The organism is Xenorhabdus poinarii G6 (assembly GCF_000968175.1).
Taxonomy (GTDB): Bacteria; Pseudomonadota; Gammaproteobacteria; order Enterobacterales; family Enterobacteriaceae; genus Xenorhabdus; species Xenorhabdus poinarii.
In genome coordinates, this window is sequence record NZ_FO704551.1 from 479,894 (window position 1) to 503,209 (window position 23,316).

Genomic DNA, 23,316 nt, shown 5'->3' on the forward strand with positions numbered 1-23,316 from the left:
AAAACTAAAATGGGGATGATAAGAGTGAATAAGTCACAACTGATCGACAAAATTGCGGCTGATGTCAACATTTCTAAAGCAGCAGCCGGACGTGTAGTAGATGCATTCATTTCTTCAGTATCTGGTGCATTGAAAGACAGTGATGATGTCGTTTTAGTGGGGTTCGGTACGTTCACGGTGCGTGAACGTGCAGCACGTACAGGACGCAACCCTCAGACTGGCAAGGAAATCAAGATCGCAGCGGCAAAAGTACCGGCTTTCCGTGCTGGAAAGGGGTTGAAAGACGCTGTTAATGGTTAATCCATAAAAAAACAGGCCTTAGTTTTCGTTATTGGGATAAACTTCAACTGACTAGGGCGTATTGATAGTCTAGAATATAAGCGCATCAATCAATTGATGCGCTTTTTTTCTCTTAACGTATGAATTAGCGTAATATGACAGTTTCTTTTTCACTAAAGCGGAGTTTTACGTCTTTATGATGGACAACCTACGCACGGCGGCGAACGGTCCTGTGCTCAAAATTGTGTTGGCTCTAATTATCCTGACTTTCTTAGTAACGGGTGTCACAGGTTACCTGTCAAGCGAAAGTGGTAGTTATGCTGCCAAAGTGAATGGCCAAACCATTAGTCGTGCTCAGCTGGAGCAGGCATTTTTACAAGAAAAAAATGCGGAGCAGGAGAAGCTGGGAGATAAGTTTTCAACTTTGTTAAACGATGAAAAGGGGCTACAACAGCTTCGTCTCCAGGTATTGGAAAAACTTATCAATGCTATTTTGGTTGAACAATATGCCCATAAGCTGGGTTTATCAGCCAGTGATGAGCAAGTTGCGCAGGAGATACGTAATCTATCATTTCTCCAGACTGATGGGCAATTTGACAACAAAAAATATCAGGAATACCTCAACCTACTTGCCCGTTCAAATGTCAGTCCTGATCATTTTGCCGAACAGATCCGTCAGGATCTGATTACTCGTCAATTTGAGCAAATTCTTATTGGTGCAGAAATTGCGTTACCGACAGAAATCAGACAAGAAGTCGCCCTTTTTCTTCAAGAAAGGACGGTGCGTCTTGCTACGCTTAAACTGAAATCCATTGAAGCGACGCAAACAGTGACCGATGAAGAGCTGAAAAACTACTATGACGCGAACAGTAAGCACTTTACTGTGCCAGAAAAAGTCAAAGTCAGTTATATCAAAATGGATGCAGCTAATGAGATGAAGAATGTCACGATCTCTGATGCCGATATTGAACAGTATTACAAAGATAACTTGTCGAAATATACGAAGCCTGAACAGAAAAAGTACAGTTTGATTCAACTGGCTTCAAATTCTGCGGCTAAATCAGTGTTGGAGGCGTTAAAGAAAGGCGCTGATTTTAGTCAACTGGCAGCGGAAAAATCGACAGATAAATTTTCTGCTCAAAAAGGCGGTGATCTTGGCTGGATGGACGATAATGCGCTGCCTAATGAGCTTATCTCAGCCAATTTGATTCAGAAAGGGCAACTTTCAGATGTGATTAAATTATCGGGTGGATATGCAATTTTCCGTTTGGATGATATTAAACCTCAGGAAATTAAGCCATTAGCTGATATGCACGCTGAAATAGAAAAAACGGTTAAGCAGGAAAAAGCGATTGATGCGTTCTATGCGTTACAGAGAAAAGTCGGAGATGCGGCAGCCAATGATAATGAATCGTTGACCGCAGCAGAAAAAGCAGCGGGTTATCAGGCGGTGACGACTGACTGGTTTGATCGCGATCATGTTCCTGTTGACATTAATTTCAGTCAAGTTGTTCAGGCCATTTTCTCGGACAATTTGATTGATGATAAGGGCGCCACAGGCATTAACTCTGATGTGATTTCGGTGGAAGGCAATAGCGCTTTTATAGTGCGTGTTGACGATGTTAAACCTGAAACCATCCAGCCGTTTGAACAGGCAAAAACGGAAATAGCTGAATTGGTGAAACGCCAGAAAGCGGAAAAACAACTTCAGCTTGAAAGTGAAAAATTACTGGTTGCTTTGAAAGAAGGTAAAGGTGAGCCAGCATTGAAAGCCGCTGGTATTGAGTTTACACAACCTACCGTGATGAAAAATATGTTCCAAGCGAACCAGGTTACCGATGTGGCATTTACGTTACCTCATCCGAAAGAGGGTAAACCGGTATATGGATTAGCTCAGGATGAATCGGGTAATGCGGTGCTGATTCAATTGGATAAAGTCGTTCCTGGCGCTGTGACAGATGAACAACTCAAACAATATCAGGTGAGTTATCAGTATCAGACGGGGGCGAGCATGTTGGCGTCGCTAATAGCAAATTTGCGTGATAATGCGGATATTAAATTCGGACAGATTGAATAAAGTTGCGAAGCTACTCACATCTGTTCTTGCAAAATCGTAATTAAAAAAGGCCACTTTGGTGGCCTTTCGCATATTTGAATTTTGCCTATTGTCCAGAAATAGGGTTGTGGCTATCTTGCTTTCACCAACAAAATATAGAGGGATTTATATGAAATATTTCAGGATATTATTCAATTCAATCGTTATGGCATTGTGTATTAGTGTGCCGTTATCTAATGCTGCTACAGTCAATGAACCTGCTGATAAAATAGTAAAACCATCTATTGGTCAGCAAAAAACCACTATTGAGGGTAGTAATACAAAAGAGCATGATAAAAAGGATGGGGTACAAGTTTCAGCTCAGCAGATACAAAAGAAGGGAACTCTTAACATCAATACGGCAACTGCTGAAGAATTAGCCAAAGAACTCAATGGAGTTGGCGCTAAAAAAGCGCAGGCGATTATTGAGTATCGTGAAAAATATGGCCCTTTTACAACCATAGAACAATTGCAGGAAGTTCAAGGTATTGGTCCTATGTTTATAGAAAAAAATCGGGATAAGTTAACCCATTAAGCGTTAGGCCCTCTTGTGTTGTACGTAAGAAATTGTACGTAATAAATTATACGTAGGAAATTTATCAAGGGGGCTGTGATATTGATCAAGAATAATTCATTAAACACTATTGTTATTAAATTGTTTTGCTATTGTTACACCTAACCTGGTCGGATGAGTTTAAAGGAAAAAATAGCAATGAGTACGATTATCAAAGTTAGGGGTTACCATATTGATCTTTTCCAACACGTCAATAATGCCCGCTATTTGGAATTTTTGGAGGCTGCTCGTTGGGACTTACTGACTGAAGATGACACATTGGCATGGTTAAATCATAAAAATATTGGTTTTGTTGTGGTGAACATTAATATTAATTATCGTCATCCCGCTGTAATGGGCGACGAACTCGAAGTGACATCGTCTATGCAAGAATTGCGTAATAAAAGTGGTACATTTTTTCAGGAAATTGTCCGTAGGCGTGATAATCGAATTATTGCTGATGCTTTAACGACATTTGTCTGTATTGACCTGAAAACGCAAAAAACCTTGGTTTTAGAAGGTGAATTACGCAAAAGAATGGAAGACTATAAATACCATACTGAATAAAGAGAGTGAATAACTATATGGGTATTCTTTAAACCACTATTTTATCAAATAGCACTGATAGTGCAGCGCGGTGACAAGGGAATGGATTTAAGTCTGCAAACAGTAAAGTCAATGATGAGTGAAATAACCGTGATGAAATGAGAGGTTTGTAGAACCTCTCATCGATAGTATTAATTAAATAAAAGGTGATGATTAACTTAGGTGTGTTTTGAATTTCATTGCTAACATAATGCTCTGGGTATTATCTAAATAATGTTTTAATCCTTTAGCCCTAAGATGACAAGCAGCACATTCACCACATCCATCACCCTGAATACCGTTATAACAAGTAAGCGTTTGATTGCGGACAAAATCCAGTTTTTGGTAATAGTCTGCCAATGCCCATGTTTCCGCTTTGTTTAACCACATGAGAGGCGTTTCGAAACGAAGATCGCGGGCAATACCAAGGCTGACTGCTTTGTTAAGCGCTTTGACAAATTCATCACGGCAATCCGGGTAGCCCGAAAAATCAGTTTCACAAACGCCAGTAATAACGGCTTCTGCCTCAACCTGATAAGCATAAATTGCTGCCAGAGTTAAAAATAAGATATTACGGCCAGGCACAAATGTACTTGGGAGGCCGCTTTTTTCACTTTCGCTGAAATCGGGGATGGGGATATTGTCTCTTGTCAGGCTACTGATTGCGAGTTCATTCAATAAAGTCACATCAAGTACTTTGTGGGCGGTGGCGCCCAGTTCTTTGCTTATCCGACAAGCGACATCAATCTCTGCACGGTGATGCTGTCCGTAATCGAAGGTGACACAGTGAACTTCATCATATTGACGGAGTGCCTGAATTAAACAAGTGGTGGAATCTTGCCCACCACTGAATACAACAACGGCTCGTTTCATGATAACTACCTCTTTAAACTTAAGGAGATATGTTACTCATAACCATTTAACTTGGGTAGTTGTGTGAGATATTGTGTGACATCACCGATATTATTCATCACCCATTCAGGGTTGTAATAAGTATCAAGATAGCGTTCTCCACTATCACAGAGTAAGGTCACAATGGCCCCTTGTTGTTTGTTATCGTGCATTTGTTTGGCAAGTTGTAAAGCTCCCCAAACGTTGGTGCCTGTGGAAGCGCCGGTTTTTCTGCCAATGAATTTTTCAAGCCAATAAATGGTGGCGATAGTGGCAAGATCAGGAACTTGGATCAGGTCATCGATAACAGTAGGAATAAAAGAGGGTTCTGCGCGCGGGCGACCAATACCTTCTATTTTGCTGCCAGTTCCCCCACAAAGATCACGGCGGTTCTGATGATAGCAATCGTAAAAGACGGAATTTTCAGGATCGACAACAATGAGTTTGGTGTTATATCCCTGGTAGCGGATATAGCGGCCAAGCGTTGCAGATGTACCTCCGGTTCCTGCACTCATAACGATGTAAGTTGGTTCTGGAAAGGGCTCTAACTGCATCTGGCGGAAAATGCTTTCTGCAATATTATTATTTCCCCGCCAGTCAGTTGCCCGTTCGGCATAGGTAAACTGATCCATATAATGGCCATTAAGCTCTTTTGCCAGGCGTTCTGATTCTTGGTAAATCAAAGCAGAATGCTCGACAAAATGGCATTTACCACCATAGAACTCAATTTCTTGAATTTTACGCTTAGCTGTGCAGGAGGGCATGACAGCGATAAAAGGCAAACCAAGTAAGCGGGCAAAATAAGCTTCCGAAACGGCAGTGCTTCCTGACGAAGCTTCAATAATAGGGGTTCCTTCCTTAATCCAGCCATTAGTGAGTGCGTACAGGAATAAGGAGCGGGCGAGTCGATGCTTCAGGCTACCTGTGGGGTGCGTACTCTCATCTTTAAGGTAGAGATGAATGCCTGGAAACATTGGCAGGTTAAGACGAATTAGATGTGTATCAGCACTGCGTTGATAATCAGCTTGAATGGATTTTATGGCATTTTTAGCCCATAAAGACGACATAAATTGACCCTAAATAATAATACCGTAATGGCATATAGATTACCCTTACATTCGGAGAAATAGATTGTTATTTTTCTGAGATTATCCGTAATATTTGGGAAATATTTCTACAGGATTTAGATATGCTAGACAAAATAGACCGTAAGCTACTGGGGTTGCTGCAACAGGATTGTAGTCTATCCCTGAATGCACTGGCTGAAGCTGTTAATCTGACGTCGACACCTTGCTGGAAACGGCTAAAACGACTTGAAGATGAAGGTTATATTGTCGGAAAAGTCGCATTATTAAATGGGGGGAAACTTGGCCTGGGGCTGACAGTGATAGTCATGATTAAGACTCAGCAACACAGCAGCGAATGGTATGAACAATTTGTCACCTTTATAAAAGAGATGCCAGAAGTCTTAACATTTTATCGAATGGCGGGTGAATATGATTATCTGATGCATGTAGAAGTTGTTGATATGAAAAGTTATGATCGTTTCTACAAGCGTATGGTAAACGGGGTTTCAGGTTTGATTGATGTCACCTCTAACTTTGCAATGGAAAAGATAAAATATACAACGGCGTTGCCAATACCAGAGCCAGTAATATAACGCTCTCTTTAGTTGGTAGGTGCTAACTCTTCATTTTTACCTTGGGAATAGGTGTGTGAGATTATTTTCACAATTAAGCTGGTATTTTGTTAGTGAATGGCGGCGTTATTTGGGGGCGGTTATTTTTCTCGTTTTGATTGCGATATTGCAACTCATTCCTCCCCGCCTGGTTGGTGTTATCGTTGATGGTATTAGCTCAAAAACGATGACCCCTCGTCAGTTAGGTATGTGGCTCGGAATAATCCTGTTGATTGCGTTAGCAATATATGGTCTGCGATATGTTTGGCGTGTATGGCTGTTCGGTGCTTCGTATCGACTGGCTGTGAAGTTACGTAGTGACTTCTATTTACGTCTGAGTAGTCAGAATCCTGAATTCTATTTACGCCACAGAACAGGCGATCTTATGGCTCGCGCTACCAACGATGTTGACAGAGTTGTTTTTGCGGCAGGTGAGGGAGTACTTACTCTGGTTGACGCTTTAGTGATGGGTGGCGCTGTCCTAATTGTCATGAGTGTGGAAATCAGTTGGCAGTTAACATTGTTATCACTGTTGCCTATGCCGATTATGGCTTTGGTCATTAAGCATTATGGTAATCAGCTTCATCATCGTTTTAAATCTGCGCAAGGTGCATTTTCTGCCCTGAATAACCATGCTCAGGAAAGTTTGACGAGTATCCGTATGATAAAAGCGTTTGGCCTGGAAAAGCTGCAATCTGATCAGTTTGAAGAAGTTGCCATTGATGCCGGACGTAAAAATATGCATGTTGCGCGTGTTGATGCACGCTTTGACCCCACCATTTTTATCACTATCGCTGTTGCAAATCTTTTAGCTGTCGGTGGTGGTGGTTGGATGGTGCTGAATGGTGCCATGACGCTTGGCGAGCTGACCAGTTTTGTCATGTACCTGGGGTTGATGATCTGGCCAATGTTGGCATTGGCATGGATGTTCAACATCGTCGAGAGGGGAAGTGCTGCTTATACTCGTATCCGAAGTTTATTACGGGAACCTCTGGTCATTGAAGAGGGTACGTTGTCCTTGTCGCCAGAGCGGGGAAGCTTGCAGGCAAATATCAACGGATTTTCTTACCCTGCAAACAATACACCTGTTTTACAAGATATTCGTTTCCAGTTGAAGCCAGGGCAGTTATTGGGACTCTGTGGGCCAACCGGTGCCGGGAAAAGCACATTGTTATCTTTGTTACAACGGCAGTTTGATGTCACCGATGGAGAAATTCTTTTTCAGTCAAAAAGTCTCGCTGTTCTCCGAATGGAAGAGTGGCGCGCGCGATTGGCTATTGTCAACCAAAGCCCTTTTCTTTTTTCAGATACCATTGCAGGCAATATTGCATTAGGGCGGCCTGAGGCAACCCTGGAACAGATAGAAGAAGCCGCTCGCCTGGCAAGTATACATGATGATATTTTGCGACTGCCACAGGGATATCAAACGGAAGTGGGAGAACGCGGAGTGATGCTTTCTGGCGGGCAAAAACAACGTATATCCATTGCCAGGGCTTTGCTGTTAGAGGCTGAGATTTTAATTCTTGATGATGCCCTGTCAGCTGTGGATGGGCAAACGGAACACCAGATTATGAAAAACCTCAGCCAATGGCGACAACAGCGTACCATTATTATCAGTGCCCATAGGCTGTCAGCATTAACGGAAGCAGATAATATTTTGGTTATGCAACATGGGCGGACTGTACAGCAAGGCCAGCATAAGCAACTTATCACTCAATCTGGTTGGTATTCTGATATGTACAATTACCAACAATTAGAAGCGGCGTTGGAGGGTGATAATGGCTAAATCTCATCGGTATCACCTATGGCCTGCATTCAAGCGTTTGCTTTCTTACAGTAAAAATTACCGTAAGCCGATGCTAATTGCGGTGTCGATGCTATGGATTGCATCACTGGCAGAAGTGAGTGGGCCTTTGCTGGTTAGTTATTTTATTGACAATATGATAGCAACGGGGAATTTACCGCTTGATATTGTCGGCGGTCTTGCCACTGCATTCTTGCTCTTGCAGCTTATTTCTGCCGTCCTGCATTATTATCAAACGTTACTTTTTAATCAGGCATCGGTCGGAGTGGTACAGAAGCTCCGTACGGATGTGATGAACTCAGCATTGCGTCAGCCATTGAGTGCGTTTGATAATCAGCCGGTTGGACAATTGATATCCCGTGTCACCAATGATACTGAGGTTATTAAAGATCTATTCGTTAATGTGATCCCGACAGTGTTTCGCTGTATTGCATTGATTGGCGCGATGCTGATTGCTATGTTTGTTTTGAATTGGCGCATGGCATGTGTTGCGATCGTGATATTTCCAGCGGTCTTGCTTGTCATGGTCATTTATCAGCGTTTCAGTACTCCAATAGTTCGACAAGTTCGGGGCTATCTGGCGGATATTAATGATGGATTCAATGAAGTCATTAATGGAATGGCAGTGATCCAACAGTTTCGTCAGCAAGCGCGTTTTGGTGAGAAAATGTTGGCAACTCATCGGGCACATTATCAGGCTCGCATGCAGGTTTTACGGTTAGATGGCATCTTGTTGAGGCCCTTATTGAGTTTTTTCTCCACGGCAATATTGTGTGGTTTACTGTTAGTATTTGGCATTAAAGGTACAGACGTTATTGGTGTTGGTGTGCTGTATGCCTTTATTAACTACCTTGGGCGGTTGAATGAGCCACTGATTGAGTTGACTGCACAGCAATCAGTGTTACAGCAAGCTGTGGTTTCAGGAGAGCGGGTTTTTGAGCTTATGGACAGCCCACAGCAGCAATATGGCCATGATTTGCGCGCACTAGAAAGCGGCAGAATTAATATTAAAAACTTAAACTTTGCCTACCGCAGTGACAAATTTGTTCTGAGAGATATTAATCTGCATGTTCCTCCACATGGATTTGTGGCATTAGTCGGGCATACAGGAAGTGGAAAAAGCACGTTAGCCAATTTGATGATGGGCTACTATCCATGGCAAGACGGTGAAATTCATCTTGACGGCCGGCCGGTATCTTCACTTTCCCATGCTGCACTACGCAAGGGGGTGGCAATGGTACAGCAAGACCCGGTGGTTCTGGCTACCTCATTCTTTAACAACATCGCGCTGGGGCGGGATATCAGTGAAGAGAAAATATGGGAAGTGTTAGAGTGGGTTCAATTAGCGAATTTTGTTCGTAATTTGCCCGATGGTTTGAATTCTGTTTTAGGGGAGCAAGGAAATACACTTTCCGCTGGCCAAAAACAACTTTTGGCAATGGCCAGGGTTTTAGTACAAACGCCACAGATTCTCATTTTAGATGAGGCTACTGCAAATATTGATTCAGGAACAGAACAATCAGTACAGAAGGCGTTGGGCATGATCCGTAAACAGACAACATTAGTGGTGATTGCCCATCGTCTTTCAACCATCATTGAAGCCGATTCGATATTTGTGCTGCATCGTGGTGCAATTGTCGAACAGGGACTGCATCATCAGTTACTGGAAAAACGCGGGCGCTATTATCAAATGTACCAACTCCAGCAGGTTGGTGAAACGCTGAATGAAGCAGTGCACATTTAATGTGCATTTTAGCGTGTATATGGGGGAGCCGATATGTTTATCGCTCCCCTTTTTTATCACTTCTTTAAAAATATTTTTAATAACAAGTTGATTACATTTTATTTTTAATTTTTGGCACATCCCTTGCAAATATTCCCCTTGTACAAGCGTGACAAACACATGGGGGAAATATGAAGCTCATTACTATCATCATAAAGCCATTTAAGCTGGAAGAAGTGCGGGAGGCGCTTGCTGATATCGGCATACAAGGTATGACGATAACCGAAGTAAAGGGATTTGGGCGTCAAAAGGGCCATTCTGAACTTTATCGGGGGGCTGAATACAACGTTAATTTTTTACCCAAAGTAAAGATTGATATTGCTACTCATGATGACCGAGTTGAAGAGATTATCCATATTGTGCAACAAACTGCCTTCACCGGAAAGATGGGCGATGGAAAAATCTTTCTCTTTGAATTACAGCGAGCTGTCCGGATCAGGACGGGTGAAATAAATGATGCGGCATTGTAAATGGAGGATGAAAAATGAAGAAAAAATTTTTATCTATGGTGTTGATTGCGAGCAGTTTTCCTTCATTTGCGTTTGCTGTAGAAAATAATCTTGATAAAGCCGATACGGTATTCATGTTGGTCAATACGATACTTGTCCTTTTTATGACGATACCGGGTATTGCGCTGTTTTATGGCGGATTACTGCGCAGCAAAAATGTTTTGTCATTGATGGCACAGGTGATTGTCAGTTTTTCATTGGTTTGTGTGCTTTGGATTATTTATGGCTACAGCATGACCTTTGGCACAGGAAATTATTTTTGGGGTGGCTTTGAGCAGGTTATGTTGAAAAATATAGCCATAACTGATTTAAGTGGAAGCTTTTATCAGTTGATTCATGTGGTTTTTCAAGGCGCCTTTGCATGTATTACTGTTGCTTTAGTTGTAGGGGCTTTATGTGAAAGAGTTCGTTTTTCAGCACTGCTGATTTTTAGCGCGTTGTGGTTAACCATCTCTTATATCCCCATGGCACATATGATATGGGGAGGTGGCTGGCTTGCTAAAGATGGTGCTTTGGACTTTGCTGGCGGGACAGTGGTTCATATTAATGCGGCAGCGGCAGGATTGGTTGGTGCTTATTTACTTGGGAAACGTTCAGGCTTTGGACGAGAAGCATTCAAACCTCATAGCTTACCGATGACTTTCATTGGTACAGCAATCCTTTATATTGGTTGGTTTGGTTTTAATGTGGGATCGGCGGGGGCAGCGAATGCTATATCAGCGTTGGTTCTGGTGAATACGATGATAGCAACGGCAGGAGCGGTGCTGTCATGGCTTTTCTCTGAATGGATATTTCGCCAGAAACCTTCGCTTTTAGGAGCATGCTCTGGCTGTATCTCAGGATTAGTGGTCATTACGCCCGCAGCGGCCACCGTCGGTATCGGTGGCGCATTAGGGATGGGATTCATTGCCGGTATCACAGGCTTATGGGGGGTAGTCACACTGAAGAAATGGTTACGTGTTGATGATGTCTGTGATGTTTTTGGGGTACATGGTGTGTGTGGTATTATTGGTTGTTTATTGACCGGTGTTTTTACCTCATCTACTTTAGGCGGGACAGGTTTTTCCGAAGGGATGACCATGTTCAGGCAGTTTGGTATCCAGGCTATGAGTATATTGGTCTGTATGGTTTGGTCATCAATAGCGGCTTATATCTCCTTTAAGATCGCGGATAAGTTGGTTGGGCTACGTATGAGTATTGAATCAGAAAGGGAAGGGCTTGATATCACTTCTCATGGTGAAAGTGCTTATAACTGAGCAACTTTACTGGTTTTAAAATAGCTATACCGTGCCGTATTAACAGAGGTTAGTCATAAAAAATCATGTCTGGAATCGCGTCGATTCCTGTTATTACGGCATAAGGCTAAACCACGGGCTACTGATACTCATGGACTTCCAATTGAGCAGGATCACTGGTCATCCCATTGACTCTTTTTTCTAACTTTATCAACGTTATTAAGTTTTGTAACGAGTCACTCATAATATGTTTTGAGCGTTGACAACATTTAAAAAGTATAAATGAAAGATTACAGATAATGGATTTTTATTTATTCGAAAATATAGAGGTTAAATAGTAAATGAAATTATCATGGCGTTTTTATTGTGGTTGTGAATGAGTACTGTTAATTTCTCCGGTTTTGACAAAATCATACCAATGTATTGTTTTTAGTTTATGTATTGATTTATATGATTATTTTTAATGCAGTCAGGCAACAAGGCATGTATTTGGCTTAAGTTATGGTGATGAAGTGATTAAAATGAGTAAAGAGGTGACGTAGACAGCGATATTTTCAGTGTCAAAATTTCGGTTTTGGGTGTTACCGTTGATTGCTTTTAAAACACTATGGGTGATAAATAGGCATTTAAATGATGTTGTCTTGCTATTTAATCATGTTTGAAACATAATGAGCGCCGCTTTGAAATTTGAAGCTAATGTCAATGGGGGCTCTGTTGGTTCTCCCGCAACGCTAACTTGTTAACTTGGTCAGGTCTGGAAAGAAGCAGCCATAGCAAGGGATGTGTGTGCCGGGATGTCGCTGGCAGAGCCCTCACCAGTTTCGAGTTCATCATTCGGTCACACGATCAGCCGATAATCACTACCGGCTTAGTCACTTTCTACCTGCACACGATAGCTTAACGGACAAATTTCCAAACAGATGATGGAATTTTATCATAAAGTTTGTTCATAGTCAGTTCAGCTAAACGGTGATCTGCGGCAGAGTAGAACAACTCTAGTTCATCATCCGAAAGCTCATATTTATTTTTTTCAATTACACGTTCCAATGTTTCAATAGAGGTGCATTTTCTCAAACGCATCAGATAGTCAATTTTAGTCATAGTCGCCTTATCTTACTTGGGAATGAAAAATAGTTAAAAATATATTTCTCAGGTTTTGCTTAAAGAAGTGTTCAAATCATGTAACAGGATCTTAGTTAAGTGTTCGTTTGTTCTTTGCCATTTCGTCAGTTCAAGAAAACTTATCTTATCATTTCCAAACAAATTATATGTTTCATCAAGATAGTTATCAATTAAGGTACTTAGCGTGTAGTTATCTGAGTATTTAATTTTGAAACTCAATACAAAAGCTGCAATGTGTTCCATCAATTCGTTTAGTTTTAAGCTTTTTTCGGAGGTCAGATCGTGAATCCAATGATTATCAGTGCGATTCAGGACTGAGAGCGCTTCATCAATTAAATTTTCACATAAGTATTTTAATTCAGCGATATCATATTTTCTTGGTGAATATTCGTCCATAATCACCTCCGTAAATGACGCCCGGTTTATTTGAACTGAGGTTTATACATGCTAATTATTATAGTCATTCTTCTGGAGTAGAGCCTATCAAAAACATGATTATTATTTATTAATGTTAAGGCTCTATTTTACGTATCTGCCAACTGGCTTTTTTAAGCGATGAATTTCTGCTTGGTTATGCCAAGACACTTAGTTTTGGTTAAAGCTCCATGTTTGGCAACGACTAACACCCGACTATAGGGCATAGTTGTATCTACATATTTTGTTAAATATAGTGAATTATACTAATGAAATCGATACCGTAGCAATAGTATCGAGGCCATTGTAGGCGATTATATTGTGACTTTCAAAACCAATATAGTACTATTATTACATATGTTACTATCGAGATGGAATACTTTTCACCATTAAAGATGTAATTAAGAGAAAAACGAGGCAGGTTACCCATTTATCTTCTGTTTATTATAAAAACAGAAAGGTGTTACTTTTTTAAACATAATATATTGCATAAGTATTTATTTTAATTAGATTATGGATAACTTTAACGCAAATAGTGTGATCTTATAATTTGTTTTTGAACCGGTTTTTCCATTTCAAAAGGCCACTAATGTGGCCTTTTATTGTTGAGTTTAGCGAGGAGGAGGTGAGATGTGGTCAATCTCCTCATTTTTTTTCGTGAACCGCCGTTTAATAACAACGAAAAATACAGGGACAAAATAAATTGCTAACGAGGTCGCCGCAATCATGCCACCCAGTACTCCCGTTCCTACGGCATTCTGTGCACCTGAACCTGCACCGTTGCTCAATACCAGAGGCATAACCCCGAGCATAAAGGCTAAAGAAGTCATTAGGATTGGACGTAAGCGCATTCTGGCTGCCTCGAGTGTGGCTTCTATTAGTCCTTTTCCTTCTTTCTCTATCAGATCTTTGGCGAACTCGACGATCAGGATGGCATTTTTCGCTGACAGCCCGATAGTTGTCAATAAACCAACCTTAAAGTAAACATCATTATCCAGTCCACGTATCGATGTTGCCAGCAATGCACCGATAATCCCCAGAGGAACGACCAGCATGACTGAGAACGGAATTGACCAGCTTTCATATAATGCGGCCAGACAAAGGAATACAACAATCAATGATAGCGCATATAGAGCAGGTGCCTGATTACCTGACAGACGTTCTTGATAAGACATCCCCGTCCAGTCGTAACCAATTCCGGGAGGTAACTGTGATGCGAGTTGCTCCAGAAAAGCCATTGCGTCACCCGTACTTTGTTTAGCCGCCGCTTCACCCACAATTTCCATCGATGGGAGGCCGTTATAACGTTCCAAACGAGGCGAACCATAAACCCACGGATCTTTTGATGTATCTAAGAACGCAGAAAACGGTACCATTTCGCCATTGTGATTGCGGACATACAATTTACTGATATCGCTTGGCAGCATACGATAAGGGGCATCCGCTTGCATATAGACTTTTTTGACTCGACCTCGATCGATAAAGTCATTGATGTAAATACCCCCAAACATCGTACTCAGGGCTGAGTTGATATTGGTTATCGTTACACCCAGTGCTTCTGCTTTTTCTTGATCGATATGTAAGCGATATTGCTGTGTATCATCTTGTCCATTGGGTCGGACATTCGTAAGCATCTCTGGATGCTGTGCAGCCATACCAAGTAATTGGTTGCGTGCCGCCACCAGGGCTTCATGTCCCAGGTTTCCTTTATCAATCAATTGGAAATCAAAACCACTGGCAGAACCCAACTCGACAATTGAAGGGATGTTAAAAGCAAAGACTAGCCCTTCCTTGATTTGCGCAAAATTTGCATTGGCTCGGCCAACAATGGCTGATACTTTATCATTTGCATTTTTACGTTGATCCCAATCTTTTAAGCCGATAAATACTAGCCCCATATTTTGCCCTTGACCACTAAAACTAAAACCATTGACGGTAAATACAGATTTAACAACATCTTTCTCGTTGGTATAGAAGTAGTCATTGATTTGATTCAATACTTTCTGTGTTTGTTCCTGAGTAGAACCCGAGGGTAATTGAACCATTGCCAGTAAAACGCCCTGATCTTCTTCTGGCAGGAAGGAGGATGGCAGATTCTTAAAGATCCACGCCATGCCAGCAAGCAACATGACATAGATTACCAAGTAACGCCCTGTACCTCGTAACATCCGACCAACGCTATCTGTGTAATGATGCGTGCTCTTCTCAAACAGGTGGTTAAACCAGCCAAAGAAGCCTGTTTGATTGCTATGACTGCCTTTAGCAACAGGTCTGAGTATCGTTGCACATAGTGCCGGGGTGAGGATTAAGGCCACCAACACAGAGAGTATCATTGCTGAAACGATCGTGATTGAGAACTGGCGATAAATCTCGCCTGTTGACCCGCCGAAGAATGCCATTGGTACAAATACAGCAGAAAGAACTAGTGCTATACCGACCAACGCACCCTGGATTTGCCCCATTGATTTTTTGGTTGCTTCTTTCGGTGATAATCCCTCTTCTTGCATGACGCGTTCGACGTTTTCCACCACCACAATCGCATCATCCACAAGCAAGCCGATGGCAAGTACCATAGCAAACATGGTTAACGTATTGATGGAATAGCCAAATGCAGCAAGGATGGCAAATGTACCAAGCAGGACAACTGGAACCGCAATCGTTGGGATCAACGTAGCCCGGAAGTTTTGCAGGAACAAATACATGACGATAAACACCAACAGAATGGCTTCTGCTAATGTTTTCACTACTTCGAAAATAGAAATTTTAACAAAGGGGGTAGTATCGTAGGGATAAACAACCGTCAATCCATGTGGGAAGAAAGGCTCCATCTTAGCCAGTGCTTCCCTGACAGCTTTGGAAGTATCCAATGCATTAGCACCTGTTGCTAGCTTAATACCAATCCCTGTTGCAGGTTTACCATTAAAACGACCGATAACACTGTAATTTTCTGCACCTAATTCAATAGTCGCGACATCATGCAAGCGAACTTGTGAACCATCACGGTTCATGCGCAGCAAAATGTTACCGAATTCTTCGGCTGAATTCAGGCGAGTTTGTGCAATTATCGACGCAGTTAAACGCTGCCCGGGAACAGGTGGTGTTCCTCCTAATTGTCCGGCTGCAATCTGATTGTTTTGTGCCTTGATTTCCTGAACAATATCCTGAATAGAGATTTTGTAGTTAAGCAGTTTGTCAGGATTGAGCCAGATGCGCATGGCATACTGCGTACCGAAGAGTTCTGTTTCACCCACGCCAGTCACACGGCTCAAGCTGTCTTTGACATTGGCGCTGACATAATCAGCGATGTCATCTTGAGTCATGGAACCGTCTTGTGAGATGAAACCGGCCACCATTAAAAATGAACTGGAGGTTTTATCAACCCTTACACCTTGTTCCTGAACTTCTTTAGGTAACAGTGGCATTGCCAATTGCAGTTTATTTTGAACCTGAACTTGTGCAATATCAGGATCTGTATTGGCTTCAAAGGTTAGCGTAATATTCATCTGCCCGGCAGAATCGCTGCTGGAAGACATATACACAAGATTATCGATGCCGTTCATATTCTGTTCGATAACTTGTGTTACAGTATCTTGTACTGTTTTCGCATCAGCGCCGGGGTAAACTGCTGAAATGGAAATCTCTGGTGGGGCAATTTCAGGGTATTGCTCCACGGGTAATTTCATGATTGCCAGCAGGCCAGATAGCATGGTAATAATCGCAATTACCCATGCAAAAATTGGCCGTTCGATAAAAAACTTAGGCATGAATCACCGACTCCTTATTGAGGCTTTTTTGCAGACTCATCTTGATTAGTCGTAGGTTTAGCATCCAGGTTTATTTCCGTTGGTTTCACCGTTATGCCTGGCACTATTTTCTGCAATCCGGTGACGATGACTTGATCTCCGTCTTTCAGACCGCCTGTGACTAACCATTTGTTACCGATTGCCTGAGTAGCATTAATATTGCGTAATTCTACTTTGTTATCTTTATCGACAATCAGTGTCGTTGCTTGACCGCGAGGTGTTCTGGTAACCGCTTGCTGAGGAACCAGAATCGCATTTTTGCGCACCCCTTCTTCCAATTTAGTGCGAACAAACATACCCGGAAGTAATTCTTCATTCGGGTTTGGGAATACGGCTCGCATAGTGATAGAGCCAGTTGTTTCGTCAACCGTTACGTCAGAAAATTCAAGGTAACCTTCTTGACTGTATTCTTGTCCATTGTCCGTGATGAGGCGGAGTTTGGTTTTTTTACCCTCTTTTTGCACAGTGCCTTTGGCAATTTCATTCTTGAGTCGCAGATAATCTTCACTGGATTGGGTGATATCTACATAGATAGGATCTAACTGCTGAACAGTCGTCAGAGCTGTTGGCTGAGCGGCAGAAACCAGGGCACCTTCTGTGACGGTGGATTTACCCGCGCGCCCGGAAATCGGTGATGTCACTTTGGTGTATGCCAAGTTGATACTGGCATTTTCCAACGCAGCCCGGGAAGATTGGACATCAGCTTGTGCCTGAATATGTTCCGAATTTGCTTTATCAAATTCCTGCTTACTCACATATTGTGTGCCCAACAGGGACTGATAACGTTCAACGGTTAAGCGGGAAACTTTTTCATTGGCTTGTGATCTCGCCAGATTTGCTTTGGCTTTATTATATTCAGCTTGATACGTTGCTGCGTCTATTTGGTATAACGACTCTCCGGCAGTAACATCACTCCCTTCTTTATAGTTACGTTTCAGTATAATGCCACTGACTTGGGGACGAACCTCAGCAACCCGGAACGCCGTTGTACGGCCAGGTAATTCTGTGATAACCGTGAGAGGTTCTGCCTTCAGCGTTACGATACCAACTTCAGGAACAGGTTGGCCAATTGCCCCTTGCGGTGTATTTTTATTGTCATTACATCCTGAAAGGATGAAATTGCCTGCAATTACCAGTAATGTGGCCAGAGGCAAAACTCCCCTGTTTTTTCGCATAAGTAAACCTCAATTTTTCAATGTTAATTCTCTAATCTAACAAGTGAAATTATTACTTCATGATTAAGAATGCTATAGTACAAACATACATGAATGTATGTAAATCAGCCTCAGTCAAAAATAAAGTTTATGGCACTAAAATGGCACGAAAAACTAAACAACAAGCACATCAAACCCGTCAGCAAATCATCAATGCTGCGATAAAAACGTTTTCTGAGCGCGGTGTTTCTGTTACTTCATTAGCTGATATCGCAACGGCCGCCGGTGTGACACGCGGCGCAATTTACTGGCATTTTAAAAATAAAACTGATCTACTTTCTGCTGTCTGCCGAATGCCAGAACATAAAATAGATGAGCTAGAGAAAGAGTATCAATCAAAATATCCTGATAATCCACTTATTGCATTGAGATCTTTATTGATTTCTATTTTACGAATGATGATTGATGATGCTCAACTCCGCCAGTTAATGGAAATTTTCTTCCATAAATGTGAGTTTGTTGGAGAAATATCTTCATTGGTAGCCGATATCAGGGAAATATGTATTTCCGATTATAAGAAGATTGAAAAAGTATTAGCGGATTGTGTTCAATCAGGAGAATTGCCTTATGAGCTCGACCTTGGACGTTCAGCCATCATGTTGAAAGCATTAATGACCGGGTTATTGGAGAATTGGTCATTCTCACCGGACAGTTTTAATATTCAAGAACAGTCTGCTCATTTGGTGGATAGTTTTATCGATACACTTAAATATAGCCACCATCTGCGTCATCACCGAGAAAATGGGGCTTGAATGCTGGCGCATATGGCCTGAGGAGTAAGTGTTAACCCTGCTTATTCCTCAGACTGCCGAGTTTGAATTTGTCTTTCCAGTTTTCCTTGAAGATCCTGTTTAACGATCGCCAGCGCTGCCAGCGCAATCTCTGGGGGAATATCGTTACATTCAAGCAGATAAATAAAGTCCACGGCAAGTTGTACTTCCGGTGGGGCGTGCTCTAAGGTCATGGTGGGCCATTCTCCTGGTGGTTAATCCGCGTTTTCCTGTTTTTCTATCGATTTTTCAATCCGCATTAATGCTTGACGACAACGGGTAAGCCTGCCAGATAAAGCGGCGATTTCTCTTTGTAGTTGATGTTGATTGGTGAATGTATTTTGTGTATTTAGCTGCAATTCTCTGTCATCGATCATGGCGATTAATCGGCGTTCATAATCCTGATGCTCTGCCAGACGTTGGTAAAGATCCTGTCCTTTTGTCCGCTGACTAAATTTATCTTCCTGTTTTCGCAGTGCCTGAGTTGATATTTCGCGTTTCAGGGCTTCAATTTGTGACACTAAACGTTCGGCAAGGAATTTCACTTGTTCAATACGGGCATCGCTGGCACAGACTTTTAATTGCGCCATATTTTGTCTGATTTCTTGCATATACCCACTAAGTTTGTGGCTATTGTGGTGGAAAAGTGCTTGGTCAAAACGGGCGGTGGAAAAAGGCGTATCAGGCAGTGAAGCGAGATCTTTTTCCAGCGTGCTGACTTGTTTTTCAAGTGCACTGAATAAATTTTGCATAGCCATCACCATCTCATTATCATTGATAATCGGTTTGTTGACGTTCATTGTATTTGGCAGAGTATATTCGGTTGCCATGACCGCCGAATGTCGTCAATAGTGACTTGCGTCATTCAATAAAATATAAGCAGCAACTCGCCTTGCGGTTGCTTTTTTCTTTATAACCTAGCTGGCATCGATTATGACCGCTAACGCACAAAAACTGCAATTAATTAAAGATAGTATCGAAACCATTCCTGATTATCCCAAAGCAGGAATCCTTTTTCGTGACATTACTACATTGCTTGATAATCCAGCAGCTTATCAAACGACGATAGATCTCTTGGTCGCTTATTATCAGGATAAGGGCATCACGAAAATTGTTGGTACTGAAGCTCGTGGTTTCTTATTCGGCGCTCCTGTTGCATTGCGTTTGGGCGTAGGTTTCGTTCCTGTTCGTAAAAAAGGGAAATTGCCCCGTGAAACGCTGAGCGAGACTTACGATCTAGAATATGGCACCGATACGCTGGAAATCCATAAAAGCAGTATCAACGAAGGAGACCGAGTTCTGGTGGTTGATGATCTGCTTGCAACGGGGGGAACCATTGACGCGACGGTACGCTTGATTCGTCGTCTGGGGGGACAGGTTTCTGAAGCCGCATTCATTATTGGGTTACCGGATTTAGGTGGTGTTGAACGCCTGAAAAAACAAGGTGTTGACTGCTATACACTGGTTGAGTTTCCCGGTCACTGATCATTCTGTTTTTGCATTAATGACATATCAGCCTCGCCGTTAATGGTGAGGCTGTGCTAGCATGATAGTCAGTCATGTTCAATTTCCTCGGTATTCATGAGCTATCAGGTATTAGCCCGTAAGTGGCGCCCACAAATATTTTCTGATGTGATTGGTCAGCAACATGTGTTGACCGCGTTGGCGAATGGTCTTGCACACCAACGCCTCCATCACGCTTATCTTTTTTCCGGCACTCGTGGTGTGGGAAAAACTACGATTGCACGCTTGTTAGCAAAAGGGCTGAATTGCGAAACGGGGATAACAAAAACGCCGTGTGGTCAGTGTGCAAACTGTCTTGAAATTGAACAAGGCCGGTTTGTTGATCTGATTGAAATCGATGCGGCTTCCCGCACGAAGGTGGAAGACACTCGCGAGTTATTGGATAATGTCCAGTATGCACCTGCCAGAGGTCGTTTCAAAGTTTACCTTATTGATGAAGTTCACATGCTGTCTCGTCACAGCTTCAATGCTCTGTTGAAGACTTTGGAAGAGCCACCAGAACATGTGAAATTTTTGCTGGCAACGACCGATCCACAGAAACTGCCCGTGACGATCCTTTCACGTTGTTTGCAGTTTCATCTGAAATCACTTGATGTCAACCAAATCAGTGGTCAATTGGAGCATATTCTTAACGCAGAGCAAATAGAGAGCGATACTCGTGCCCGTCAGCTTCTTGCCCGTGCTGCGGATGGAAGCATGCGTGATGCCCTGAGTTTAACCGATCAGGCGATCGCGCTCGGTGGGGGAAAACTGACATCGGATATTGTTAGTCTGATGTTGGGAACGCTGGATGATGATCAACCACTGGCGATTATTGAATCGTTGGTACGTGCCGATGGCCAACACATCATGGCTTTGGTGGAACAAGTGGCTTCCCGCGGTGTGGATTGGGAACATTTGCTGGTTGAAACATTATCATTGTTGCATCGTATTGCCATGCTTCAGTTATTGCCTCAGCAACCTGAAAGTGAAGCTTCTTCAATAGATGGTCGGTTACGTTTGCTGGCAAGATCCCTTGCTCCGACTGATTTACAGCTTTATTACCAAGCGTTACTGGTGGGGCGCAAAGAGCTGCCTTATGCACCAGAACGACGGATGGGCGTTGAAATGGCGTTATTGCGCGCTTTAGCTTTTCATCCTAAAGCAGTGATTGAGGAAACCTCCCCCCCTGTGATGGCGAATTTTGCTGCTCCCATCGCCATGACGCCTGTTGCACAACCTTCGGTGCCGTTTTCCTCAGGTCAGCTTTCTCCAACCAATAAGCGCGTAAACGAACCCGTTGAGCAAGGCATGCCGCAGCCTATGGGGAATGGGCCTGCAATAGACAGTCCGACAGCAAAGCTGTTACAAGCGAAAAACGCGCTGAATCGTCAAGGAAATACACCACTAAAAAAGCCTGAGCCGGCAGAGTCTGCGAAGGCGAAGCCGGTCAGTTCGGCGCTGGAGCGGCTGGTGGCGGTAGCAGAGCAACGACCTCAATCTTATCTCCCGAAAGCCCGGGAATCTCAGCCGGTCAAGAAAGAAGCCTATCGTTGGCGAGCAACGCAGGCTGGCGATGAAAAGCCGCGTTTTACGACGACACCAAAAGCGATTAAAGCGGCATTGGAGCATGAAAAAACCGTTGAATTAGCTGAAAAACTGGCCATTGAATCGAAACAAAGAGATCCATGGGCAGCCGAAATTGATAAACTGCATCTGCCAAAATTGGTTCAGCAGGTAGCATTGAATGCGTTTAAAGAACGGATTGATGAAAATCGCCTGTGTTTGCATTTACGTTCAATGCAGCGCCATCTTAATTCTGTAGCGGCTCAGAAAATGCTGGCTGAAGCATTAAGTGAGTTGCATGGAAAATCTATTGAACTCAATATCATTGAAGATGATAATCCTGCGGTAAAAACGCCTCTGGAGTGGCGACAAGCCATTTATGAAGAAAAGTTGGCACAAGCGCGTCAATCCATTATTTCGGATAGAACGATTCAAACACTTCAGCAACTATTTGATGCAGAATTGGATGAAGAAAGTATCCGGCCTGTTTAACTGCCACAGGGTATTTTTATGCTGTGGCTATAGCGAAGAGAGATAATTATGTTTGGTAAAGGTGGTTTGGGCAATTTGATGAAACAGGCCCAGCAGATGCAAGAAAAAATGCAGAAAATGCAGGAAGAAATTGCAAATCTGGAAGTGACCGGTGAATCCGGTGCCGGGTTGGTAAAAATCACGATTAATGGTGCACATAACTGCCGTCGTGTTGAGATCGATCCAAGTTTGATGGACGATGACAAAGATATGCTGGAAGATCTGATTGCCGCTGCATTCAATGATGCCGCACGCCGCATTGAAGAAACCCAGAAAGAAAAAATGGCTGGTGTTTCCAGCGGAATGCAATTACCCCCTGGATTTAAGATGCCATTCTAATGCAAACCAGTCCTCTTCTTGAATCGCTGATGGAAGCCTTGCGTTGCTTGCCCGGAGTAGGGCCAAAATCTGCGCAGCGGATGGCCTTTCATTTATTGCAGAGAGATCGCAGTGGTGGAATGCGGCTAGCACAGGCGCTAACGCGAGCCATGTCTGAAATTGGTCACTGCCAGGATTGCCGGACGTTTACGGAACAAGAGCAATGCAGGATTTGCGCTAATCCCCGTCGTCAGCAGAATGGTCAGATTTGTGTCGTGGAAAGCCCGGCCGATATTCATGCTATCGAACAAACAGGACAGTTTGCGGGGCGTTACTTTGTCCTGATGGGGCACTTATCGCCGTTGGATGGTATTGGGCCAATGGATATTGGATTGGATCGTTTAGAAGTACGCTTGTCTTCTGAAGCCTTGTCAGAAATTATTCTGGCAACGAATCCGACTGTTGAAGGAGAGGCAACGGCAAACTATATTGCAGAAATGTGTTCTCAATATAGTGTGACTGCCAGCCGGATTGCTCATGGTGTCCCAGTGGGGGGAGAGCTTGAAATGGTGGATGGCACAACGTTATCTCATTCGCTGGCGGGCCGTCAAAAAATAACCCATTCGTGATTTATCTTCCGAATTAAGGTACACAATTCCCATG

The 23,316-nt window shown here is 42.8% G+C and carries 22 protein-coding genes and 1 other RNA gene; 15 read left to right on the top strand and 8 right to left on the bottom strand.

Annotation, left to right across the window (positions count from 1 at the left end; all coding sequences use genetic code 11):
* Positions 1 to 24: 24 nt before the first annotated feature.
* From hupB to XPG1_RS02110, 4 genes are all read left to right on the top strand, one after another.
* A complete protein-coding gene (hupB, locus tag XPG1_RS02095; protein ID WP_052708221.1) occupies positions 25 to 300 on the top strand; it encodes a nucleoid-associated protein HU-beta in 276 nt (91 codons plus the stop codon).
* 175 nt (positions 301 to 475) lie between these two features.
* Positions 476 to 2,356, top strand: a complete 1,881-nt coding sequence (ppiD, locus tag XPG1_RS02100) for a peptidylprolyl isomerase (protein WP_045957613.1) — start codon at positions 476 to 478, stop codon at positions 2,354 to 2,356.
* Between the two features lie 148 nt (positions 2,357 to 2,504).
* Entirely contained in the window at positions 2,505 to 2,909 is a 405-nt protein-coding gene (locus tag XPG1_RS19045; protein WP_045957614.1) for a ComEA family DNA-binding protein, read from the top strand.
* A 177-nt stretch (positions 2,910 to 3,086) separates the two neighbouring features.
* Entirely contained in the window at positions 3,087 to 3,494 is a 408-nt protein-coding gene (locus XPG1_RS02110; protein WP_045957615.1) for an acyl-CoA thioesterase, read from the top strand.
* Positions 3,495 to 3,686: 192 nt separating this feature from the next.
* Here the strand turns inward: XPG1_RS02110 and queC are convergent, their stop codons facing one another.
* Both queC and XPG1_RS02120 read right to left on the bottom strand, forming a co-directional pair.
* Positions 3,687 to 4,385: a 7-cyano-7-deazaguanine synthase QueC gene (gene queC / locus XPG1_RS02115; protein ID WP_045957616.1), complete on the bottom strand. Its 699-nt coding sequence runs from the start codon at positions 4,383 to 4,385 to the stop codon at positions 3,687 to 3,689.
* 32 nt (positions 4,386 to 4,417) lie between these two features.
* A complete protein-coding gene (locus XPG1_RS02120; protein ID WP_045957617.1) occupies positions 4,418 to 5,470 on the bottom strand; it encodes a PLP-dependent cysteine synthase family protein in 1,053 nt (350 codons plus the stop codon).
* A gap of 122 nt (positions 5,471 to 5,592) precedes the next feature.
* Here XPG1_RS02120 and XPG1_RS02125 point away from each other — a divergent pair, with 122 nt between their 5' ends.
* The 6 genes from XPG1_RS02125 (at position 5,593) to ffs (ending at position 12,221) form a co-directional block, all read left to right on the top strand.
* Positions 5,593 to 6,063, top strand: a complete 471-nt coding sequence (locus XPG1_RS02125) for an Lrp/AsnC family transcriptional regulator (RefSeq protein WP_045957618.1) — start codon at positions 5,593 to 5,595, stop codon at positions 6,061 to 6,063.
* A 55-nt stretch (positions 6,064 to 6,118) separates the two neighbouring features.
* Positions 6,119 to 7,867, top strand: coding sequence for a SmdA family multidrug ABC transporter permease/ATP-binding protein (locus XPG1_RS02130; RefSeq protein WP_045957619.1), 1,749 nt, complete (start codon positions 6,119 to 6,121; stop codon positions 7,865 to 7,867).
* The gene (locus XPG1_RS02135) at positions 7,860 to 9,629 is read left to right on the top strand and encodes a SmdB family multidrug efflux ABC transporter permease/ATP-binding protein (protein WP_045957620.1); all 1,770 of its coding nucleotides are present in this window, start codon (positions 7,860 to 7,862) and stop codon (positions 9,627 to 9,629) included. The genes XPG1_RS02130 and XPG1_RS02135 overlap by 8 nt, the downstream gene beginning before the upstream one ends.
* A 170-nt stretch (positions 9,630 to 9,799) precedes the next feature.
* Positions 9,800 to 10,138, top strand: coding sequence for a P-II family nitrogen regulator (gene glnK / locus XPG1_RS02140; protein ID WP_045957621.1), 339 nt, complete (start codon positions 9,800 to 9,802; stop codon positions 10,136 to 10,138).
* A 14-nt stretch (positions 10,139 to 10,152) separates the two neighbouring features.
* Positions 10,153 to 11,433: an ammonium transporter AmtB gene (gene amtB / locus XPG1_RS02145; RefSeq protein WP_045957622.1), complete on the top strand. Its 1,281-nt coding sequence runs from the start codon at positions 10,153 to 10,155 to the stop codon at positions 11,431 to 11,433.
* 691 nt (positions 11,434 to 12,124) lie between these two features.
* An RNA gene (ffs, locus tag XPG1_RS17295) (signal recognition particle sRNA small type) lies at positions 12,125 to 12,221 on the top strand.
* An 88-nt stretch (positions 12,222 to 12,309) separates the two neighbouring features.
* Here the strand turns inward: ffs and hha are convergent.
* The 4 genes from hha to XPG1_RS02165 form a co-directional block, all read right to left on the bottom strand.
* Positions 12,310 to 12,513 carry a hemolysin expression-modulating protein Hha gene (gene hha / locus XPG1_RS02150; RefSeq protein WP_038238384.1) on the bottom strand — a complete coding sequence of 68 codons (204 nt, stop codon included), beginning with the start codon at positions 12,511 to 12,513 and terminating at the stop codon, positions 12,310 to 12,312.
* 48 nt (positions 12,514 to 12,561) lie between these two features.
* A complete protein-coding gene (gene tomB, locus XPG1_RS02155; RefSeq protein ID WP_045957623.1) occupies positions 12,562 to 12,930 on the bottom strand; it encodes an Hha toxicity modulator TomB in 369 nt (122 codons plus the stop codon).
* 629 nt (positions 12,931 to 13,559) lie between these two features.
* Positions 13,560 to 16,712: an efflux RND transporter permease subunit gene (locus XPG1_RS02160; protein ID WP_045957624.1), complete on the bottom strand. Its 3,153-nt coding sequence runs from the start codon at positions 16,710 to 16,712 to the stop codon at positions 13,560 to 13,562.
* A 14-nt stretch (positions 16,713 to 16,726) separates the two neighbouring features.
* Entirely contained in the window at positions 16,727 to 17,926 is a 1,200-nt protein-coding gene (locus XPG1_RS02165) for an efflux RND transporter periplasmic adaptor subunit (protein WP_045957625.1), read from the bottom strand.
* Positions 17,927 to 18,066: 140 nt separating this feature from the next.
* On the opposite strand from XPG1_RS02165, the gene acrR reads away from it, so the two are divergent.
* Positions 18,067 to 18,717, top strand: a complete 651-nt coding sequence (acrR, locus tag XPG1_RS02170) for a multidrug efflux transporter transcriptional repressor AcrR (protein ID WP_157879530.1) — start codon at positions 18,067 to 18,069, stop codon at positions 18,715 to 18,717.
* A gap of 41 nt (positions 18,718 to 18,758) precedes the next feature.
* Here the strand turns inward: acrR and rsmS are convergent, their stop codons facing one another.
* Positions 18,759 to 18,929 carry a pleiotropic regulatory protein RsmS gene (gene rsmS, locus XPG1_RS17300; RefSeq protein ID WP_071825303.1) on the bottom strand — a complete coding sequence of 57 codons (171 nt, stop codon included), beginning with the start codon at positions 18,927 to 18,929 and terminating at the stop codon, positions 18,759 to 18,761.
* A gap of 21 nt (positions 18,930 to 18,950) precedes the next feature.
* Complete coding sequence (gene priC, locus XPG1_RS02175) at positions 18,951 to 19,493, bottom strand: primosomal replication protein PriC (RefSeq protein WP_045960318.1); 543 nt, start codon at positions 19,491 to 19,493, stop codon at positions 18,951 to 18,953.
* A gap of 175 nt (positions 19,494 to 19,668) precedes the next feature.
* Between priC and apt the strand changes: the two genes are divergently transcribed.
* The 4 genes from apt (at position 19,669) to recR (ending at position 23,282) form a co-directional block, all read left to right on the top strand.
* Positions 19,669 to 20,220, top strand: a complete 552-nt coding sequence (apt, locus tag XPG1_RS02180; protein ID WP_045957627.1) for an adenine phosphoribosyltransferase — start codon at positions 19,669 to 19,671, stop codon at positions 20,218 to 20,220.
* 96 nt (positions 20,221 to 20,316) lie between these two features.
* Entirely contained in the window at positions 20,317 to 22,296 is a 1,980-nt protein-coding gene (dnaX, locus tag XPG1_RS02185; protein ID WP_045957628.1) for a DNA polymerase III subunit gamma/tau, read from the top strand.
* 48 nt (positions 22,297 to 22,344) lie between these two features.
* Positions 22,345 to 22,674, top strand: a complete 330-nt coding sequence (locus XPG1_RS02190; RefSeq protein ID WP_010845071.1) for a YbaB/EbfC family nucleoid-associated protein — start codon at positions 22,345 to 22,347, stop codon at positions 22,672 to 22,674.
* A complete protein-coding gene (gene recR, locus XPG1_RS02195; RefSeq protein ID WP_045957629.1) occupies positions 22,674 to 23,282 on the top strand; it encodes a recombination mediator RecR in 609 nt (202 codons plus the stop codon). Before XPG1_RS02190 ends, recR begins: the two co-directional genes overlap by 1 nt.
* The last annotated feature ends 34 nt before the right edge of the window (positions 23,283 to 23,316 follow it).